General features: G+C 43.3%; 10 protein-coding genes and 2 pseudogenes. 5 read left to right on the forward strand and 7 right to left on the reverse strand.

Translation table 11 applies throughout. The features are described from left to right. Position 1: 1 nt before the first annotated feature. From AB8613_RS12020 to AB8613_RS12035, 4 genes and pseudogenes are all read left to right on the forward strand, one after another. Positions 2 to 972, forward strand: a pseudogene (locus AB8613_RS12020) (type II secretion system F family protein). Beyond that, positions 969 to 1,973 carry a lipopolysaccharide assembly protein LapB gene (locus AB8613_RS12025; protein ID WP_019824863.1) on the forward strand — a complete coding sequence of 335 codons (1,005 nt, stop codon included), beginning with the start codon at positions 969 to 971 and terminating at the stop codon, positions 1,971 to 1,973. Before AB8613_RS12020 ends, AB8613_RS12025 begins: the two are co-directional and overlap by 4 nt. A gap of 18 nt (positions 1,974 to 1,991) precedes the next feature. After that, positions 1,992 to 3,772 (forward strand): annotated as a pseudogene (locus tag AB8613_RS12030) (hypothetical protein). Further along, a complete protein-coding gene (locus tag AB8613_RS12035) occupies positions 3,765 to 4,685 on the forward strand; it encodes a glycosyltransferase family 2 protein (protein ID WP_372383863.1) in 921 nt (306 codons plus the stop codon). Before AB8613_RS12030 ends, AB8613_RS12035 begins: the two are co-directional and overlap by 8 nt. A gap of 150 nt (positions 4,686 to 4,835) precedes the next feature. Here the strand turns inward: AB8613_RS12035 and chrA are convergent, their stop codons facing one another. Continuing rightward, positions 4,836 to 5,984 (reverse strand): chromate efflux transporter, encoded by a 1,149-nt coding sequence (gene chrA, locus AB8613_RS12040; RefSeq protein WP_146492044.1) that lies wholly within the window; start codon positions 5,982 to 5,984, stop codon positions 4,836 to 4,838. A 101-nt stretch (positions 5,985 to 6,085) separates the two neighbouring features. Between chrA and AB8613_RS12045 the strand changes: the two genes are divergently transcribed. Beyond that, the gene (locus tag AB8613_RS12045; protein ID WP_372383864.1) at positions 6,086 to 7,012 is read left to right on the forward strand and encodes a LysR family transcriptional regulator; all 927 of its coding nucleotides are present in this window, start codon (positions 6,086 to 6,088) and stop codon (positions 7,010 to 7,012) included. 269 nt (positions 7,013 to 7,281) lie between these two features. On the opposite strand, the gene AB8613_RS12050 is transcribed toward AB8613_RS12045, so the two are convergent. The 6 genes from AB8613_RS12050 to AB8613_RS12075 form a co-directional block, all read right to left on the reverse strand. Continuing rightward, the gene (locus tag AB8613_RS12050; RefSeq protein ID WP_372383865.1) at positions 7,282 to 8,622 is read right to left on the reverse strand and encodes an MATE family efflux transporter; all 1,341 of its coding nucleotides are present in this window, start codon (positions 8,620 to 8,622) and stop codon (positions 7,282 to 7,284) included. Positions 8,623 to 9,014: 392 nt separating this feature from the next. Beyond that, a complete protein-coding gene (gene ygjK / locus AB8613_RS12055) occupies positions 9,015 to 11,390 on the reverse strand; it encodes an alpha-glucosidase (RefSeq protein WP_372383866.1) in 2,376 nt (791 codons plus the stop codon). A 15-nt stretch (positions 11,391 to 11,405) separates the two neighbouring features. After that, a complete protein-coding gene (gene ygjJ, locus AB8613_RS12060) occupies positions 11,406 to 12,470 on the reverse strand; it encodes a protein YgjJ (protein ID WP_086715310.1) in 1,065 nt (354 codons plus the stop codon). A 407-nt stretch (positions 12,471 to 12,877) separates the two neighbouring features. After that, on the reverse strand, positions 12,878 to 14,311 hold the full coding sequence (locus AB8613_RS12065) for an amino acid permease (protein ID WP_086715307.1): 1,434 nt from the start codon (positions 14,309 to 14,311) through the stop codon (positions 12,878 to 12,880). A gap of 574 nt (positions 14,312 to 14,885) precedes the next feature. After that, the gene (locus AB8613_RS12070) at positions 14,886 to 16,310 is read right to left on the reverse strand and encodes an amino acid permease (RefSeq protein ID WP_285954280.1); all 1,425 of its coding nucleotides are present in this window, start codon (positions 16,308 to 16,310) and stop codon (positions 14,886 to 14,888) included. Positions 16,311 to 16,490: 180 nt separating this feature from the next. Continuing rightward, complete coding sequence (locus AB8613_RS12075) at positions 16,491 to 16,943, reverse strand: beta-galactosidase subunit beta (RefSeq protein ID WP_215404298.1); 453 nt, start codon at positions 16,941 to 16,943, stop codon at positions 16,491 to 16,493. Positions 16,944 to 16,945 lie beyond the last annotated feature (2 nt).

Genomic DNA, 16,945 nt, shown 5'->3' on the forward strand with positions numbered 1-16,945 from the left:
TATGGAACTACTCAATATTGAAGTCTGGAAGCAGATGTTAGAAGAGTTTGGGATCAGCTCTCAGGTGGTTATTTATGCGATGATTTTGCTTACTACTGTCTTGTTAACATTGACTGTTGGATTTCTGTTTTTAGGTGCTCGATCTCCTTTAGACAAGAAGCTAAGACAAATATCTGAAGAAGGGAGGGCTGATGGAAGAAAGCCCTATAATTTCTCAAATACGCTTGAATCATTAAGCCCTTTTATAAGTAAAGGTAATAAAAAAGATAATGAAACTTACTCAGAAAAGCTGATGCATGCTGGGTTCCATGAGAAGAGTTCATTATCAGTTTTCTATGCGTTGAAGGTTTTATCTAGCTTAATAGGTATCGTCGCTGCTTTTATGGTCTATTACATATCGTTGGGTGGAGACTACAATAACTTACTCATCATGACCTGTGTTTTTCTCGGAACATTTACGCCAAATATTGTTCTGAGTAAGTTACAAAAAGAGCGTCAGAAAAAAATAAGAAACGGTGTTCCTGATGCGCTTGATCTTCTTGTTGTGTGTACCGAATCTGGGCTTGGTTTTAATGCCGCTCTTGGGCGCGTAGCGTCTGAGCTCTATGTCTCTCAACCTGAACTTGCGGATGAACTAGAGACTGTATTTGCTAAAATTCAAGCGGGCGTCACTATGCCTGATGCGCTTAGGCAGCTTATCGAACGAACTGGTTTAGTCGAGTTGGAAGGTTTGGTTTCTTTGCTTTCTCATGCATCGAGAATGGGGGGAGTTTAGCGCAAACACTCCGTGATTATACTGAAGACTTTAGAGATAAACGTCAGCAAGCCGCTGAAGAAATTGCGGCGAAAATACCGACCAAAATGTTATTCCCAATGTTGATATTTATTTGGCCTTGCTTTTTCATTGTCGCACTTGGCCCAGGACTATTGATCGTAATGGACGCATTAACTGCGCCGGGAGCAAGTTTATGATGTTATACAATAAGTTTCTTCTACTACTATTGCCAATTTTGCTTCTTGGTTGTGCTTCTTCGGATGAACCGACTAATCAATTTGATGCAGAATTGTACTCTGGTAAACCAATCGATTCTTTGACTAGTGATGATCCACCGCTAAATGAAAAAGAAGCAATTATGCGCGGTGACATTGCTCTGCGAGACAACAATATAGACTTGGCCTTATATGAATATATACGTTCCTTGTCCTTCCCTGAAAAAGAGTTTCACGATAAAACCTTGTTCACTATTGGCCAAATACATTCGTCTCGCGGTAATTATGCGTTGGCCGAGAAAGCTTACCTAGCTGCGCTAGACTTTAACCCAGCCCACACCGAAGTATTGGAGCAGTTAGGTGTTTTGTATACAAAGCAACGCCGTACAGATGAAGGTCGAAGCTATTTCTTTAAAGCGATAAATTCAGACCAAGTTCGTTTGAAAAGTAGTGAAACAATCCAAAATTACCAAGCGTTGAGCCAAAGTGAAGTGGCCAGTTTGAAGGTAGACAGCATGTCTCCAGCATTAGCTTATATGGGGATTGGTGTATTGGAAGATGTTGACGGAAAGCATCAGATCGCACAAGAGTACTTCAAAAAGTCACTAACGATAGATAAAAGCTCAGTCAAAGCTTTGTTGAATATGGGCTACTCCCACTACATGTATGGTAACTACAAGGAAGCGTATCAATACACGCGTTCAGCCTTAGAGTTAGAACCGAATAATGAAAAAGCTCAGAATAATCTAGCACTTATTTATTTAGCCTCTGGGGATATAAAAAAGGCCACCAACGTGTTCATGAGGCACATGGACGCCCCAGAAGCGTTGAATAACGTTGGCTACTTCCTGATCTTACAAGGAAAACCTGATCAGGCGGTTCCATATTTACAACAAGCTATCGATAAAAAATCATCTTACTACAAAGTAGCAAATGAAAACTTAAACAGAGCACTAGCGGAAGTGAGAGAGATGGAACAATAGTGATTTGAATTTGGCTTAATGAAAAGGATATTCATATTGCCTAAAAGTGATAATTTTAACAAAGACATCATAGCTATTTCTGTAATTTGGTTCGTATGTGCCATTTTGATATTTATTTATAAGTGGGAAAGCATTTCAATACTCAACCTGAATGACAATGACGATTATATGCGTTTTGTTCAGTTTCAGGAGTGGATGAGGAATGGCCATTGGTACCTAGAGCCAATGAGTAACTTTAATGCCGATGACGGTGTTATTATTCATTGGTCTCGATTTCCTGATCTAATGCTCTCTTTGGTCGCTTTCCCATTGATATTTATGGTTGGTGATAGCCTTGCTTATGCTATCTCGATTTCTATTGTCCCTTTGCTTTATTTATTGTTCTTCGCATTATCGTGCTTTTACTTATGCGAACGTTTCTTAGGCGCTAAGTACCGCTTTATCAGCACGATGTTTGCTATTTTTTCTCCTGCAATAATACACTTCTTACCTGGTTCTATTGACCATCATAATATTCAACTTATTTTGGCCACGCTCTTCTTATCAGTAACCCCGACTTCTATCAACAACCTAAGACAATCATGGCGAGTGTATGCTCAGGCCGTTTTCCTGTCTCTATCTCTATGGACTGGGATGGATAATGTTTTGTTGTTTATGATTTTCTTAATTATTTATACTGTGTATTACTGCTTCGTTCGTGACGAGTGGTTTAGTTATGTCTCTAAGCTATATGTAACTTGTTCGATTTTTGGAACTTTTGCTGTTTTATTAAATAGGCCTTATGATGAGTTCTTTTCTTTTAAATATGATGAGGTCTCATTTATTATCATCCTTCTTTTTTTAGTGGTTGGGTGTTTGTCAATGCTTACAATCGATTGGCTAATAATAGAAAAAATTTAACTCAAAGATTTTCATTGTTTATTTTTCTTGGTTTGTTGTGTTTATTTCCGGTTGTTATTCTTTACCCCTCACTGACTAGTGCTTTGTTTATTGATTACCCACCGATACTAAAATTGTATTGGCTTGATCAAGTTGCAGAAGCTAAATCTGTCGCAACATACATAGCAATGAATGGTTTTTTTTCAGTGGATAATTATTTGTTGCTATTAGTTCCCGCAATGTTGTATCCATTCTTTCGAAATAAAAACCCGCACTGTGCAATCTTGTACCTCATTTTTATGTTTAATTTAGCCCTTGCGATGTTTTGGCAGATTAGGGTAATGAGGTTGTGTTTTGTTTTAGCGGCACCTTTCCAAGCATATTTTGTTATTAAGGTGTCTGAATACGTTAGGTATTCACTACTGAAAGTGCTGGTTATTATCTCAGGTGCTCCATTGGCATTAGCGTTTGTCATTCTCGCTTTGTCTCCAGAAGAGGAAGTGACTACCAAACTTGATGAGACCGATAAGTTATCGGTCATCTTTAAGGTGCTAAAAGATAACGGTATCAACTCTCATACAATTCTTTCAGGAATAGAAACGGGCGCACCTGTATTGGCTAAAACGAACAACAGTATAATCGCCGCGCCTTATCATAGAAATATTGTGGGTAACCGATTTTTAATCGAAGTGATGTTAGAAGAGGACATGCTTCTAGCAAGAAACAAAATAGTCGATAAAAAGGTTGATTATATATTGATCGGTAATGACCCTCATTTAACTCTCCTAAAGGATTCTGGAAGCGAAGACTCTTTAGTTAGAAGACTTCATGGGGATAATATTCCGGCTTGGTTAGACGTTACATATGATGGAATTGAGGATGGTTATCGAGTTTTTAAAGTAAGGAGTGAGCATGAATAAACAGAAAGTCGCGATATTACTCCCATGTTATAACGAAGCCGGAGCCATTGGCGAAACGGTTACGTCTTTTCAACAAGCCTTACCTGATGCATCTATTTATGTTTACGACAACAATTCAACTGACAACACGGTCAACGAGGCGTTACAAGCTGGGGCGATTGTGCGACATGAGCCGCGCCAAGGTAAAGGAGAGGTCGTGAGGCGGATGTTCTCTGATATCGACGCTGATATCTATGTGATGGCTGATGGTGATGACACTTATGACGCGTCAGTATGTCCAGCGTTGATCGACCAACTAAATAATGAAAAGCTCGATATGATCATTGGCAGTCGCGAGCGAACTTCAATGGCTTACCCTAAAGGACATATCCTTGGCAATAAGATGTTTTCATCTCTGATTAACTTGGCATTCAATGCGCAATTGAATGATGTGTTTTCTGGCTATCGAATTATGAGCCATAGATTTGTCAAAACCGCACCTATCTTCAGCGATGGTTTCCAGATAGAAACAGAACTTACCGTGCATGCGTTACACCATAATATGTCAATCAAAGAAGTCTCGACTCAATACCAATCTAGACCTGAAGGGACTACCAGCAAACTGAACACCTTGAGCGATGGCATCAAAATTCTTAACTTTATTTTGTTCTTATTGAGAGATGTAAAGCCGATGTTTTTCTTTGGAGTACTCTCGATATTGCTTGGTCTTATTTCATTGATCTTGGGTATCCCCGTCATTGTTGATTTTGTTGATACTGGGTTGGTTGAAAGGCTACCTACAGCTGTTTTGTCTAGCTCAATAGCTTTGATCGCGGTGATGTCTTTTTTCTGCGGTTTGATACTCGATAACGTATCACGAGGTAGGCGAGAGATGAGAATACTCTCTATTTTAAGATTTAAGAACGATGAATGACTTAGCTGAGATATTTGGCTAAGAGATCAATACTCGATAGCATGAGCTTTGAGATGGAATTACTAATTATATAGCGGGTGCTAGGTAGATTAAATTATGAAAGACGAAAGTAAGAAGCAAGCGATTCGCTTACTTCTTACCTTAAACCTATTAGACCGCCAGTTCTGTCATTGCGCCAAAGACCATGAACAACCCTACCAATCCAACAATAGGTAGCTTCACGGTTTTCAATAACCACACACCTACAATGATCAGAGCGAAATCTAAGCCACTACTCACTGCACTTGTGAAGATGGGTTGATATAGCGCTGCCAATAACAAACCTACAACCGCCGCATTCACACCTGTAAGTGCCCCGGCCACTAAAGGTTTGCTTGCAATCGCCTGCCAGTTCTTCAGTACACCCAGTAGCAATAAGAAGCCCGGTAAGAACACAGCAATCGTTGCGAGTAGGGCGCCGGTGATCGGTGCTGATGGCATCAACACATAACCTAGATAAGTGGCTAACGTAAACATCGGGCCTGGTACTGCTTGCGCCGCTGCATAACCTGTTAGGAAGGCATCTTGAGACAGTTGGTCGCCAATACCATTTTGTAGCAGCGGAAGTACCACATGGCCGCCACCAAATACTAGGCTGCCTGCTTGATAGAACAGGCCAAACACTTCAATGCCTTGAGAGTAAGCACTGAATAGAGGCACGCCAACCAGTAAAGCAACAAAAATCACGAGAGGCGTTACCGATATTTTTTGTGTTGAAGGTATCGTTTTTAGCTCTTGTGAGGTTAAGAACTTACTGCCAACCATAGCTGCAAATATTAGAACCAACACTTGAGGCCAGATCCCTGGAATCAAAAGCAAAATAATGGCGGTAATGACACACAGCGCGGTTGCGATTTTCGATTGGCAAAAGTTTTTGTACATACCGAAAGTGGCATCAGCAACAACCACAACGGCAAGTAATTTAAGCCCGTGAATGATTGAGATGAACAGCGGAGCTTCCAACAACTGGTTACTCACTAGAGCCAATATCAGCATTAGAATGACAGATGGAGAAGTGAACCCCACAAATGCTGCAATCGCACCAGTTAAGCCACCTTTTTTGTATCCGACAGCGAAGCCAACTTGACTTGAGCCTGGGCCCGGAAGAAATTGACTAAGGGCGACAATTTGCCCGTACTCTTCGTCGGACAACCAATTCAGTTTCTCAACAAATGTCTTACGGAAGTAGCCAATGTGTGCTGCAGGTCCACCGAAGCTAATCCAGCCAAGCCAGAAAAAGGTTTTAAAAATTGAAAGCATGATCGATTCCAGATAAATGTTTAGCGTAATTTAGGTGGAGTTGAACTATGATTCAAATTAATTGTTTTAATTATAATTATGAATGATATGGGTTTTGTTTTATGGCTGATTTTAACTGGAAAGGGATTGACCTTAACTTGTTGATTGCACTGCAGGCGTTGTATAAAACCAACAGCGTTAGCAAGGCCGCTGAACGCTGTTATATCAGCCAATCCGCGATGAGTCATAGCTTACAAAGGCTCCGGAAGTTGTTTGATGACCCTTTGTTTGAGCGTGTGGGTAGCAAGATGGAGGCGACCGACCGAGCCATCGAATTATCCAGTACCGTCGAAGCACTACTAAATACCATCCAGTCAGAGGTACTGCTGTCTAAATCGTTTGATGCAGAGACTTATAAAGGGACTTGGAAGATAGGTCTCACTGATTATGCCGAGCAGATGTTCGCTCCAATATTGTTTGATCTTATTAAGCAATCCTCTCCTTACTCCCAAGTAGCGTTGTTCAATGTAAACCGGAGTAACTACCAGCAAGTCTTTGAAGATGCCAAGCTTGATATGACGATAGGCAGCTTTGGTGAGGTACCAAAGCAATATCGAACAAAGCATTTGTATACGGAGCAGCATGTTTGTTTACTTGATCAATCGGTTCTATCTATTGAGGACCCGATGTCGCTAGAACAATTTGTTGCTGTCGAGCACGCACTCGTTTCTCCAGCCGGAGCTTTAAAAACGGGAGTTGATATTCGTTTGGCTGAATTAGGACTTAGCCGGAAAGTGGCTGTAGCTTCCAGTAACTTTTTAACAGTAAAACGGCTCATTCGTGGTAGAGAATTACTTTGTATTGTTCCCAAGCTTGTCGCGCGTAAGGATATTGATAGTGAAGAAACCTTGTTGGCTGTGAAACCACCGATTGATGTTCCAGATTTTGATATCCAGCTTGTTTATAGAAAGACAAAGCAATTAGATGATAAAAATAAACTACTTAGAAAATTGATTACTAATGCGATCTCATCTGTGATTTCCGGGTAGTTTACTTTGCAGGTTGGTCGCCAATTTTATCTGAATTAATTTTAGAAAAATCCGGCTTATTATAAGAACCCGACTATACTTAATTTACGATTCAAAGCAGTCGTAAAGAATAGACTTTTGATTTACCTAAGTGAAAAGATTGGTTATATCCTTATGATGCGGCTTAAAAAACTGCCAAGCTAAACGGACTTAGTTGGTCTTAAAAGCGCTAGCTCCCCCTAGCGCTTTTTTCTTTTGGTCGAGATAAATTTAGACGTATCAACAACAACCTAAAAAGAGAATCGAGTCCATTTCTTCGCTCGCCAGCGATAAGCCATGATGATTCCACGGAACCACTCGTCCATCGCGATTGCCATCCAAGCGCCAAATACCCCATACCCCCAATGCACACCAAGTAAATAGCTCATGGTAACCCCAATGCCCCACATGCTGAGAATGCCCATTTTGATCGGGAATTTAATGTCGCCAGCTGCCTTTAGACAAGAGATAAAGATCAGGTTAAATACTCGGCCAGCCTCAAGAATGATGGAGCCCGCAATCAGTGCGGCAGCCAGCGCAATGATCTCTGGATCTTGCGTGAACAGATCGAGAATGTCGAAACGGAACACATAAACAATGCTGGTAATCGTCGTTGAAGCGATAAAACCAACCACAAAGTAACGTTGCACGCGGTTGGTAATCTCGTCGATCCAACCCTTACCAATGTAATAACCAGTTTGGATTTGGCTACCTTGACCAATTGCCAGTGCAAATGCAAAAGAGAGGCGAGCGATGTTTTGTGCGTAAGTAAACGCAGCCAGTGAAGACGTACCCATCTGCACGACAAAGAAGGTAATGCTGATCTGAGCCATGTTATAAGAGAGCACTTCTCCTGCGTTCATCGAGCCGATCTTAATGATTTTTTGATAGATGGCTTTAGGCACAGATTTAAACTGCTTCACTGGTAGGTCAATGCCTTTGCTTCTAACCACACCAATCAAGATCAACATCCCGATCACTTGGCTAATTACGGTCGCGGTCGCAACCCCTTGTACGCCGTATACAGGCAAACCAAAAGGTTGATATAGGGCACAGTAGTTACCGATTACATTGATGACACCTGCAATCATGTTGATCACCATCGGTGACTTTGAATAGCCATGACTTCTTAGAATTGTGGTGAGAACCACACCTATGGTTACATTGAAAGTGAGAGCGCCACTGATGAACAGGTATTCTTGCGCGTACTGTTCGACTTGAGGCTCGAGTTGATAGAGCGGGATAAAATATTCAGCAACAAGAACTGCAATAACACTCAGTAGCACACCGGCAATAATGGCCAGAATGATGCTCGCTACACCCACGTGAGCGCTCTCTTGAGTGCGAGAGGCACCGTTGTATTGCGCGATTAAAATCCCCGTACCACTGCTGACCATGGTCGAGACAATGATCAGAAAAAAGGATATCTGAGAAATAACACCAACGGCAGACACTGCTTTGTCTGAGTATCCCGATAACATGAAGACATCACTGGTGTTGAGTGCAGTTCTTAGAAGAACTTCGATAAAAATTGGCCAGGTGAGCGCAACGATTCCCATACGTTTATTTAGGGTGGAACCAGCATTAGGCATTTAGGTTTTCTCAAAAAAGGGGTAGGCGACACTATAGTTTAGCGATTATTTAGTAAACGCATATCAAATTAATGTCCGGAAGACTAATAAGGATAAATAAAATTCGAATAAGTCTTCAGAGCCCAATGTTTCTGTGTGAGTGATGAAATTTTTGAGCGGAGTTTTATAGCAAGATTACTCTTTGTTTTTAGTGAATAAAAGCTTGTCTGTGCTTGCGGAGTACAGTGAACAGAGTAAAAGGATCATAGTAGGCCAAATAGTTTAAGAACTTGTTTGTTCGATTATTTGGCTTCAGGTGTAAAAAAGGCACTCAGCGAGATACTGAGTGCCAAAGCCTGAAATTTATGATGTTATCTTTTCATTGAATTTCAGAAGACAGGTATAGATTTGGTTTACTCTGCGTCGGTAAAGAAATCGTTGTACAGCATGTATAGGTGAGCCGCACTCCAAGAGAAGTTTGGTGCGCCTTGTTGTTCACCGTTCAATGGGTTGTAGTTCTCACGAATTGGCCCGTCTTGTACCAAACCATCAGCATGGTCGAAGAATGCACCTGCCATTTCGATAGCATCGTCACGGTAGCCGTAGCTGTCCATGCCTTTTAGGCCGAAGTAGAACTGATCTACCCATACACGTCCACGCCAGTAAATATCTGGGCCAAATGCTGGGCTCGATAGTGCTGCAGTACCCAATGGAACGTAGGTGTTGAACTCAGAGGTATCTTTCATCACAGAGACAACCGCATCAGCGTGATCTTGAGTCGCTGCACCGTTGAACAGTGGTGACCAACCTTCAGGGCCTTTGCCGCGCTCTACAATTGGTTTACCCGCACAGCCGTTCGCCAATGGTTTGTCTTCAATGCGAATGTCGTAGAAGAAGTTTGTGCCCTCATCGAACATACAAGTGTTGATGTAGTTTGATAGGTGTTCGGCTTTTTCACGGAACTCTTTCGCTTCAGTATCTTTGCCCAGAATGTCAGCCATTTCTGCTAGGTACTTGTTATCGCTGTACATGTAGCTTGCTTGGTCAACTGACTCTTGTAGCAGTGAGTAGCCTAGTAGTGTGCCGTCTTCAGCGCGGTTTTGTGCGAACTCAACATCCCAGTCACTGCGCTTGCCGCCGTTAGCAACGTATGCGTCTAGCTGATCTTTATCGATGAAACCAAAAGCGGCGGCATCATCACGACCTGATTCCCAAGACGCTGCCGTTTGAGCTGGGCTTTCGATGTAATCGTAGTTACCTTCAGCCACGACTTTATCTAGTGCTGCTTGGCCTACGACGGTTTCATGTTTGTCGCCACGAACCACGGTGAAGTACATTTCGCCTTCAGGTGTGTTGTGTGCTTTGTCGCGCGCTGCGCCATATTCTGGAACACCGTTGCCGTTGTTATCACGGTTGCGTAGCCACCAATCATGGTATGCCACTAGCTTTGGATACATCTCTTCAAGCCAAGCTTCGTCTCTGGTGGTCTTGTAGACCTCTATTACTGCCCATGCCGCTAAGCTTGGTTTGGTATTACGTTCGTTCCAGTTACCACCGTCGCCGCCGCGTTCTGGGCTTAGGTTGTAAGCCAATAGATCTGGCACGTAGCCTTCATCCCATGGGCGAACGGCATCGTCAGCCTGAATCTGGTAAGCGAACATCGCGCGGATGTTGTCTTTCGCCACGTCTGGATTAAAGTGAGCCATTGCATAGGCTTGTTTCCATGTGTCCCATGGCCAAGTTTGATTGCCCGAGAACCAACGTGCTGTTACTGATGGTGTAACCGAGTCAAACTCCATTGCACCTGCAGCACCACGCCAGTTACCGTTTAGGGTTTCCATCGCTTTTACCGCAACACGCTCTTGTTCAGGCGTTGCGTTCGGGTTGGTTAACCCCATCTCTAGGTAGCCTTCCCAACGTTCTGCAGATGCAGCTAAAAAGTCGGTAGGGTTTGCCATGATCTTTTTGATTTCTGGCTGCTCGGCTTGTGCTTCTTCAGTAGTAAGAACATGCGAGTAAGTCGTGTAAACAGTGGTTGATTCTTCAATGTTTGCGGTTGAAGTAAACGCTAGGCCGTCAACAGTCGTTTTCGTTGGAATCGACTTATGAACTTGGTATTCAGATTCGCCAGAGGTCAATAGATCCCACGTTGAACGCACCTTACCGAAAGTCACTTTTAAGCCATCGTCGGTTGCGACGATTTGGCGGTTGTAGTCAGGGTAAGTCTCGGCAATGGTTTTGTCGGTTTGCGCTACGCCTTCTTTAGCGTGTGTTTTTTCAAGCAGTTCACCGTCCCACACTAACTCAACTGGCGAGTCAGTGGTGATTTTCGTTTCTAGCAGAGAGGTACGGTTAGAAGCAAAACGCATCGTCATTTCTACCGTTACATCGTCAGATTTTAGTGTCTGAACTAATGCACCTGGCAGGCTGTAAGCTTCCATGGTAAATGCGACTTTTTTACCATCTTTGAACACGCTTAGGCGGTCAAAGTTATCAGCCATGAAGTTGATGTATTCTTCAGTAAGTAGTGCCGCTCCTGGGAAGCCACCCATACCTTCAGCAGTATCTGGCAGTAGGTGACCGTGCCATGCGCCAAGGTCGAAGAATGGGTTAAAACGTTGGTGGTCATCGAAGTCGTAGTCACGCATATATTCTGGTGAGCCAGTGCGGTCGATAACATTCTTAAATTCGTTAGCTTGCAGTTGTTCTGAGCCAGAGTTTGATGCACAACCAGTAACAACAAGTGCTGCACCGATAGCGAGAGCTGCGAATGATTTATTCAGTTTCATGATGAGTTCCTGTTATTACCAGTAGAAGTATTGCATTGCGAACACTTGCGCGTCGCCGATTTCAGTATCGCTGCCTACGCCAAAGCGGCTATCGAAGGCAGTCGCAAATGCGCCGTTGCCGTATTCGTACCAAACGCCAGCATTGATGTAAGAGGTGATTTCTTTTTCACCATTGTCGCCGTCGAAGTTTGCGTAGTTGTAGGCTGCTGATAGGTATACGCCTTGTGCTGCTTCGTACCATGCACTGGTTTGAATGCCAGACTCACTACCGAAAGACTCTTGGTTACCCTTGTCTGTATCGTGCCAAACACGTGCAGCAACATTTTTGTATTCAGCACCCAATAGGAATAGCTCTCCGCCATCGTTATTACGGACTTCACCGCCTCCCATTAATGTTAGGTCATCAGTGAGGTCATATTGTAAGTAACCATTGACCATGGCGTTCTTGTCTTTCCATTGGTCTGCAAAGCTATCGTATTTACCGAAATGGATAAGAGCGTCATCTTCAGAGAAGTCAGACTCAGGAGCGAAAGAAACGCTGTAGCGAAGCTTGCCTTCTAAGTTTTGAATTTTTACCCCTACGTTTACATCGCGAGTGTTAGATATTGCGTAGCCGTATTCGACGGTTGCATCGCCCCACCATTGAACGTCATCCAGTGAAGAGTCCATACGACCAACAATAAACTCTGTTTTGTTATCTGTGCGGTAGCCAGCGTAGAAGCGGTTAAAACCACCTTCAAAGCCACCCCAACCATGACCAGTTGCCCATGCATTGCCTTCATCGTCGGCTTGTACTGTCCAACCTTCCATATATGCAAGACCAAACCAGTTGCCATGCTCGATAGCGAGACCTGCTTCGATGTATGTACCATCAGCGTAGCGACCCTTGTCATCACCTTCTAATGCAACGTGACCACCTAGACCAAGCTCACCATAAAAGTTAAATAGAGTTTGTGAGGCAGCTTCAGGGGGCTGAGTGTCACTATGATTTGCCGCTGATTCTTCAGCGTTTGCATTAGCAGTTAAGGCAGCAAGAATGCAACTTGTAATAAGAGTGGTTTTAGTAAAACTAAATTTCATTTTATTCACTTCTATGTCGGGTTAATAAATGAAGGCTCGTAGGCAGTCTTGACTTCTAATAGGGGGTGTTCTTAAGGCGTATTGGTCAGGTTACTTACGATCGCAAAACCGATATTAATGATAATTTTGATGTTTAAAATTAATTAGGGTCAAAAGTGTGATCTATTTTTAGTAAATGTTTACCTTGTTTTTATTTTGACTTTAAGTTGAATTTGCAGAGGCATGGTTGGGGTTGCAGGTATTCAGGTTGTGAATTATTTTGTAGGTAGTTAGATTGCTGACTCGAATATCTTCTTTCTTGAATGGCTTTGGTGAAAACGGGGGATTGAGTGGAAATGTACCCACAAATAAAAAGGCACTCGCCAAATGGGAGTGCCTTAAGTTTTCAATCAGAATGTGGAGTCAAACTAAGCATTCGCCGCTTCAGGTTTTGCTTCTAGTTTCTTCTCTTCTGGAGATAAGCTTTTCTCGTATTGACCGTACTTCCACCATGCGTAGCCAAGGAAGATCACAATCCCGCCCACGTTGTAGAAGATGATGGTCATGATGTCTGCGCCCGTTGGGAAGGTTGATGCAAAGAAACCAACCGTAAAGATAGCGATAAGAATCGACACTGCGGTGATACCTACTCGGCGAGAACCCATGCGGAAGTCACGAGGTAGATGGTCAAGTTTTACACGTAGATGAAGGTAAGCAATCATGATGAACAGTGGTGGCAACATAGAGGCTGCGGCTGTCATATTGATGATGGTGCTCATTAAGTCTTGTACTGTGTCCGACGCCAGTGTTGGGATGAACATCAGTGGAATTACGATGAAGAACTGAACCCAAGCCGCACGCTCTGGTACACCTTGTTTGTTAAGCGCGACAGTCTTCTCGCCAAAGATGCCTTTAGGGATTTCAGAGAAGAAGATCTTAACTGGTGTCGCTGTCCACATCAGTAGAGAACCCAGCATAGCTGTGAATGAAACCACACCAACGAAACGGTTCATCAAGATTTCAGACAGTCCAAAGTGTCTTGCTAGACCTTCAAAAACTTGAACTGAGCCGCCAGTAAATTTAAGTTCTTCACGAGCAACAAATACGTTCGCCAACACAGACCCTACCGAGTAAAGCGCACCAATGAAGATACCCGCGATGATGATCACTTTAACAAAAGATTTGTGACCGCCTTTGATGTCGTTAACGTAAACCGCGACCGATTCTGCACCGCCTGCCGCCATGAAGATCCAAGTGATTACACCAAGGAACGCCCAGTTAAAACTTGGTGTCATGGCTTCGATGGTGATTGGGTCTGCTGGCTCGATACCGCCTACCAAAGCACCACCAGATAGCAAGATGTAAGACATCGTTAGTAGCAGCATCAGTGATGATGTTAGTGACGTTATAGGGCCCAGTAATTTCGCGCCGTTGTTAGAAATATGAGTCGCGACCGCAAACAAAATGGTACTTAGAATTGCGGTGGTCATTGGCGTGAAGATGTATTCAAAACCTAAGAACGCATACGACGCATAAGCGATGATTCTAGGTAGCAGAGAGGTGAAGAAGAACAGGTTAACAAACCAGTATGTGTAAGCTGATATAAACGCCCAGCGACCGCCTAGCGAGCTTTTAACCCAAGAATAAACACCCGCTTCAGAGTCTTTATTCAGTGACACAAACTCTGCAACGATCAAACAAAAAGGCACAAAGTAAAAGATGGTTGCTAGAAAGAACATCGGAGCCGAAGAAAGGCCGATCTCGATGTTGTTATTAATGATGTTATTGAAGCTGTATACCGCCGCGAAGGTCATAGACAGTAGGGCAAATTTGCCTATCGTACTGCGTTTATTTTCGGACATGATGTTCTCCGGTGAATCACGTTGATGATCGTTATAACTTGGTCCTAGAGAGGGAAGCTCTAGGCCGCACTTTTATTGTTATGTTGGTTTGGCAAACACCCGCTTTGTTTTGTCAGGGTTGGCTCATTGTTGTTTTTATAGATTTACGATCGGACTTCTTTGGGCTTTTTCTCTCTGGTATTTCAGTAAAGTTATTACCAAAACAAAGAGTTAAAGATTAAGACGTTCATTGAAGAGATTGCTTGTTTCATAAGCGACGATTTATAAGGCTTATAGGGGCTTTGTGTCGCTTTTTTTATATGAATTAGTTTGTCTCTTCAGCAAGAAGATTAAAGATTAAGCGGCGGGAAGTTAATCGAAATTGATCAAATATGTGACCTCGGGTAAATAAATTTAGTTAATATTTTACCTTGGTTTTTATTCGAGTTTTATTACCTATTCATTGGTGTTTTTCGTGAACTGAAACCTTGACAGAATGCCGTTTTTATTTTCTTGGTTTGTTATTTAATTATCTGATTTAAAACAAAAAAAGCGCCTTGATAGGCGCTTTTTAAGTTGGGGCTCATGCTGAGTGTTACGACTGCTTAGCCGTTGCTAGCTTTGCGTCTTTACCTGCTTGCTTCTTTTCAAAGCGAGAGATCCACCACCATGCAATACCAGAGAATACCGCTGTCATGAATACGTTGACGAAGAAGGCTTGCATTAGGTCAACACCTGTTGGGAATGCCGATGCCGTCATGCTCACAACGAAGATACCAATAAGTACCGATACAACAGCCATGCCTTGAACGCGAGTACCCATGCGGAAATCACGCGGTGTATCGTCATGCTTCAAGCGGAATACAAAGTACGCCACCATGATGAAGATAGGCGGAAGCATTGCTGTACCAGCCGTTAGGTTGATTGCTGTGTTCATCATGTCTTGTACTGATTCAGAGCCAAAACCGTTAACCACAAGCATCACGAATACAAATGCGAATTGCCACCAAGCTGCACGCACTGGCACACCGTGTTCGTTAAGCTCTGTTGTCTTCTCACCGTAAACACCTTTAGGGATTTCTGAGAAGTGAATTTTTACTGGAGCCGCTGTCCACATCATCATTGAGCCGAACATGGCAACGAATAGGATAATACCGACGAAGCGACCCGTTAGAGATTGTGAAATGTCGAAGTAGTTCGCCATACCAGTGAAGATTTCAACCATACCGCCAGCGTAGGTCAGTTCGTCACGAGCAACGAATACGTTTACCAATAGAGAGCCAACTGCGTACATAGCGCCGATTGCGATGCCCGCACCAATGATGACCTTGATGAAAGATTTGTGACCGCCCTTAACATCATTTAGATAAGCGGCTGCGGTTTCTGCACCACCGGCTGCTTGGAAGATCCAACACATGATACCTAGTGTCGCCCAGTTGATGGTTGGTGTCATCGCTTCTAGTGTGATTGGTTCTACTGGTTCATGGTTACCGCCTAGCGCCATCAGTGCACCGATAACGTAGATTGCGAATAGAGCGAATACGCCGTATGCCACGATCTCTGCAATCTTACCTAACCAGCTCGCGCCTTTGGTTGAGATGTGTGTCGCTGCTGCAAACAGAGCAATCGAGATGGCCGATGTGACGACTGGCGAGAAGGCGTATTCATAGCCTAACATCGCGTAAGACGCATAAGCGATTACGTTTGGTAGCAGTGATACAAACCAGAAAAGGTTTACGAACCAGTATAGGAACGAACCTAGGTAGGCTGCTTTTGAGCCTAACGGTTTTTTAAGCCAGTCATACATGCCTGACTCAGAGTTTTTATTTGCGGATACGAATTCAGCAATGATGAACACGAATGGAATAAAGTAAATAAGGGTAGCGAGCAAAAAGATAGGGGCTGAACTCAATCCCAATTCGATGTTGTTGTTTACAATGTTGCGAACGTTAAATACCGCTGCAAATGTCATGGAGAGTAGGGCAAATTTGCCTAACTTACCGCGTACAGATTCAGACATAGTGTCCTCCAAGGGTCACGTAATTATAGTCGTTATATCTTTAAGCTTCCTTGTAGGGAAGAAGCATAAAGGCGTTTGCAGTGTGACTGAGTCTTGAACGGCAAGCCTCGGTCACACTGTGAATAGATCTTGTTGTTGCTACTTTCAGCTGTTTGGCTTCGGTAGCTTGTTTTCGGCTACTTACTTATTAAGGAAGTAACCGTCTTCAATGGTCACTTTCAGCACTACTTTGCGAACTCGGTTATCACCGTGAAAGCGGTAAGCTTTGCTGTTATCAAAGATCGCAACTTGACCTTCAACCAATTCGCGAGTCTCACCGTTACCCAGTAGGTGTTCACGGTCGGTTTCATCGCTGTAAGCTTGGGTTTGTTCAAGTTGAGACTTAGCTGCAAACTCAACGGTTTCACGACCTTCCAAGTAGTAATGAACATCGAAATAACGTCGGTTTCCGGTGAAGTTTTCTGTGTTACGAGCCACACCGTCTTCAATCATGTAAGCCAGTGAGTCACCAATCGAATACATCACGCCATCTTTGATGTTGCCGATGTTTTCAATCGCTTCTACACAGCGTTGCCATTTACGACCGTCGCGGTAAACGACTTTAAATTGCTCTAGGTTGTCTAAAACGATCATCG

The sequence above is a fragment of the Vibrio sp. BS-M-Sm-2 genome, assembly GCF_041504345.1.
GTDB lineage: Bacteria > Pseudomonadota > Gammaproteobacteria > Enterobacterales > Vibrionaceae > Vibrio > Vibrio satsumensis.